At 69.8% G+C, this 3,952-nt stretch carries 4 protein-coding genes; all 4 read right to left on the bottom strand.

Annotated elements, in window-relative coordinates; all coding sequences use genetic code 11:
• Positions 1-1,051 (bottom strand): acyl-CoA dehydrogenase family protein (locus Q1W68_RS01415; RefSeq protein ID WP_300715473.1); only part of this gene is annotated, 1,051 nt, incomplete at its 3' end.
• Positions 1,048-3,006, bottom strand: coding sequence for a biotin carboxylase N-terminal domain-containing protein (locus Q1W68_RS01410; RefSeq protein ID WP_300662309.1), 1,959 nt, complete (start codon positions 3,004-3,006; stop codon positions 1,048-1,050). The genes Q1W68_RS01410 and Q1W68_RS01415, both read right to left, overlap by 4 nt.
• On the bottom strand, positions 3,003-3,800 hold the full coding sequence (locus Q1W68_RS01405) for an enoyl-CoA hydratase/isomerase family protein (RefSeq protein ID WP_300653299.1): 798 nt from the start codon (positions 3,798-3,800) through the stop codon (positions 3,003-3,005). The genes Q1W68_RS01410 and Q1W68_RS01405 overlap by 4 nt, the downstream gene beginning before the upstream one ends.
• Positions 3,797-3,952 (bottom strand): acyl-CoA dehydrogenase family protein (locus tag Q1W68_RS01400; protein ID WP_300715474.1); only part of this gene is annotated, 156 nt, incomplete at its 5' end. The genes Q1W68_RS01400 and Q1W68_RS01405, both read right to left, overlap by 4 nt.

Genomic DNA, 3,952 nt, shown 5'->3' with positions numbered 1-3,952 from the left:
TGTAGCCCATGGCGCCGAGGATCTGCACGGCGGCGTCGGCGCAGTGCTGCATGGTTTGCGTGGCGTGGTTCTTCAAGAGGCACACGTTGGCCACCCAGTCGGCACCGTCGTCACCGGCGTCCACCCGCGCACCGAGCGCGTCCACCCAGGCCTGGGTGGACTGGATGCGCATCTGCATGTCCATGAGTTTGTGGCGGATCACCTGGCGCTCGATGAGGGGTGCGCCGAAGGTGCTGCGCTGCCGGGCCCAGGCCAGGGCTTCGTCGTAACAGGCCTGCGCAAAGCCGAGCGCCATGGCCGACATGGCCAGGCGCTCGCCGTTGAAGTTGCCCATGATCATGCGAAAGCCCGCGCCCTCGGCGCCCAGCCGGTAGCGGGCGGGCACGCGCACCCCGTCGAACCGGATGTGGGCCGTGTCGCTGCAGTGCCAGCCCATCTTGTGCAGCCTGGTGCGCGAAATGCCGGGGGTGTGGCAGGGCACGACGATCATGCTGATGCCGCCCGCGCCTTTGTTGTTCTGGTCTGTCCTGACCGCCAATGTGATCCAGTCGCAGCGCATACCGGAGGTGATGAACACCTTCTCGCCGTCGATCACGTACTCGTCGCCCTCCAGCCGCGCGGTGGTGCGCAGCGCGGCCACGTCGGACCCGCCGCCGGGCTCGGTGATGCCCAGGGCCGCAATCTGCTCGCCGCGCAGCACGGGCGGGATCACCTCGGCCTGCAGCTCGGGTGTACCGTGCGCCAGCACCGGTGGCAGGCCGATGTTGTGCGTGAAGAGGCTGGCCATCACGCCGCCGCTGCCGCCGAAACGCGCGAGTGTTTGCGACATGCCGTTGCGCACGCGCCAGGGTGCGGGCGTGCCGCCCAGGTGCTCGGGGTAACCCAGGCCGAGCAGGCCGAGCTCGGCGGCCTGGTGGTAGAGGCTGCGCGGGAACTCGCCCGCTTCGTCCCACGCGCTCACATGGGGCGCAATGGCTTGCGTGGCGAAGCGCTGCACGGTATCGAGCAAGGCCGTGCGGTCCTCGGAAGTGAAGTCGTGCGACGTGTTCATGCGGCAAAGGTGATGAGCAGTTGTCCGGGTGCCACCTGTTGACCGGCTGCGACCGAGAGGCTGTCCACCGTCAGGTCGCGCGGTGCGGCCAGGGTGTGTTCAAGCTTCATGGATTCGATGACGAGCAGCGGCTCGCCCTTGGCGATGGTGGCGCCGGCTTGTGCGTGCACGGCGATCAGCTTGCCGTTGAACGGGGCGCGCAGTTCGCGCGCACGGTCGGCGCCGCCGGCGCGCTGGGCCGGGTGGTGGCTCAGTTCGGTGAGCCAGGTGTCCACCGTCGCGCCGCCGCCCTGCACCTGCACATGCCAGCGCCCGGCTGTGGTGGCCACGGCGCAGGCGGTCCATTGCCGGACATCGAGCACCACGCGCAGTTCGCCGCGGCGCAACGCTTCGACATGAGCGCGGTGCATCGTCTCGCCGTGGCTGATGCGCAGCTGCCCCGCCCCGAGTTCCTGCACGTCGAGGCTGCACACCGCGTCGTCCAGGCCAAAGCGCAGCGGCCGGTTGAACGGCGCGGCCAGGCTGGCTGCGGGCGCTGCAGCCGCGTGCTGCACCGCGAGCATGGCCACCACCAGCGCGGGCTGGCCGGGGGCGCGCTGCGCAGCCAGCTGGCTGCGCAGCTCGTCACCGTGCTCGGCGAGAAACGGGATGAGCGCTTCGCCCGCGACAAACACGGGGTGGCGCAGGCAGGCCGCGAGAAAGGCGCGGTTGGTCGGCAGGCCGAGCAGCTGGGTGTGGTCGAGCGCGTGGGCGAGCTGGGCGATGGCCTCGGCGCGGGTGGGCGCGTGGGCGATGAGCTTGCCCAGCATCGAATCAAAGTGCGGCGTCACTTCGCTGCCGGTTTCCAGCGCATGGTCGAAGCGCAGGCCACGCACCATGGGAGGCTCGGTGAAGCGGCCCACGCGGCCGGTGTGCGGCGTGTGGTGGTCGTCTTCGGCGCACAGGCGCACTTCGATGGCGTGGCCTGTGAAGGTGATCTGTTCTTGCGTGAGGGGGAGTGGCTCACCGCGGGCGACGCGCAGTTGCCATTCGACGAGGTCCAGACCGGTCAATGCCTCGGTGACCGGGTGCTCCACCTGCAGGCGGGTGTTCATCTCCATCAGGAAGAACGCTCCGGAGCCCTCCAGCAGAAACTCCACCGTCCCGGCCCCCACATAGCCCGCGGCTTGCGCCAGCGCCACCGCGCAGCGCCCCAGTTCTTCGCGCAGCCCGGGCGACACGGCCGGGCTCGGCGCTTCCTCCATGATCTTCTGGTGCCGCCGCTGCACCGAACAGTCGCGCTCGCCCAGGTGCACGCAATGGCCCTGCGCGTCGGCGAACACCTGCACCTCCACGTGGCGTGGGCGCATCAGCGCGCGTTCGATCAGCAGGTCGCCATTGCCGAAACCGCTCAGGGCTTCGGAGCGGGCGCTGTGCAGCGCGGGCCGCAGTTGCGCAGCGTCCAGCACCAGGCGCATGCCGCGCCCGCCACCGCCGGCCACGGCCTTCACCATCAGCGGAAAGCCGATGCGCTGCGCCTCGGCCACCAAGGTCTCTTCGTGCTGGTGGGCGCCAAAGTAGCCGGGCAGACAGGGCACGCCCTGCGCCACGGCCAGGGCTTTCGCAGCCGACTTGCTGCCCAGCGCGCGGATGGCCGAGGGCGGCGGGCCGACCCAGGTGAGGCCGGCGTCGATCACGGCCTGCGCGAAGTCGGCGTTCTCACTCAGGAAACCGTAACCCGGGTGCACCGCGTCGGCACCGGTGGCGCGCGCGGCTTCGATCAAGCGGTCCACCCGCAGGTAGGACTCGGCCGAGGTGGTGCCGCCCAGCGCAAACGCGGTGCTGGCCTCCCGCACGTGCAGGGCATCGCGGTCCGGGTCGGCGTACACGGCCACGGTCTGGATGCCCATGGCGTGCGCGGTGCGGATGACGCGGCGGGCGATCTCGCCGCGGTTGGCAATCAGGAGGCGTTTCATTTTTTGGTGGCCCAGGGGGCGGGCTGCTTCTTGGCAAACGCAGACAGGCCTGCGGCAGCTTCGGGGCTGCGCAGCGCGGTCGCAAAGGCGATGGCTGCTTCGTCACGCAGATCGGGCACATCGCCGCGCAACCGCTGCAGCAGGCGTTTGGTGCTGGCCACCGCGCCGGGCGCAGCGCGCCTCAGCCTCACCAGCCGCTCCTGCAGGCCTTGTTCCAGCTCACCATCGTCGGCCACCTCGTCCACCAGGCCCAGTTGCATGGCGGCTTCGGCGCGAAAGCTCAGCCCCTGCAGCAAACACTGGCGGGCTTTCGCCTCGCCCAGGCGCATCCACACAAAGGGCGCGATCTGCGCCGGCGGCAAACCCAGCGTGACCTCGGGTGTGCCGAACACCGAGCGCTCGGTGGCGATCACATGATCGGCGCAGCACACCAGGCCAAAACCGCCGCCCATGGCCGCGCCGTCCACCGCGCACACCAGCAGCTGCGGCAGCGCACACAGCGCGTGCAACACATCGCCAAAGCCCCGGTTCATGGCGATCAGCGGGTCGTCTTCGCCGGTTGGGAGCGGCTGGCCGATGGTGCTGGAAAAATGCCCCAAGCTGCCGCCCGCGGTGAAGGCGCCGGGCGCGCCGGTGAGGACGATGAGTCGCAGGCTGTCGTCTTGCTGCGCGCGCAGGGTGGCCTCAAAGAGGCCGAGCACCATGGCGTCGCTCAGGGCGTTGCGCGTGGTGGGGTCGTTGAGGGTCCAGCGTTCGGTGTCGCCGAGACGTTCCACCTGAAAGACCTGGCTCACTTCACCGGCCTTTTGGCGATGCCCATCGTCTTGGCGAGAATGCCCAGCATCACCTCGTCCGCCCCGCCCCCAATCGACGCCAGCCGACCGTCGCGGAACATGCGCGAGACCTTGTTCTCCCAGGTGAAGCCCATGCCGCCCCAGAACTGCAG

Origin of the sequence: Hydrogenophaga sp. (assembly GCF_030158645.1) — a bacterium.
GTDB lineage: Bacteria > Pseudomonadota > Gammaproteobacteria > Burkholderiales > Burkholderiaceae_C > Hydrogenophaga.
This window is presented reverse-complemented; position numbering and strand designations above follow the sequence as displayed.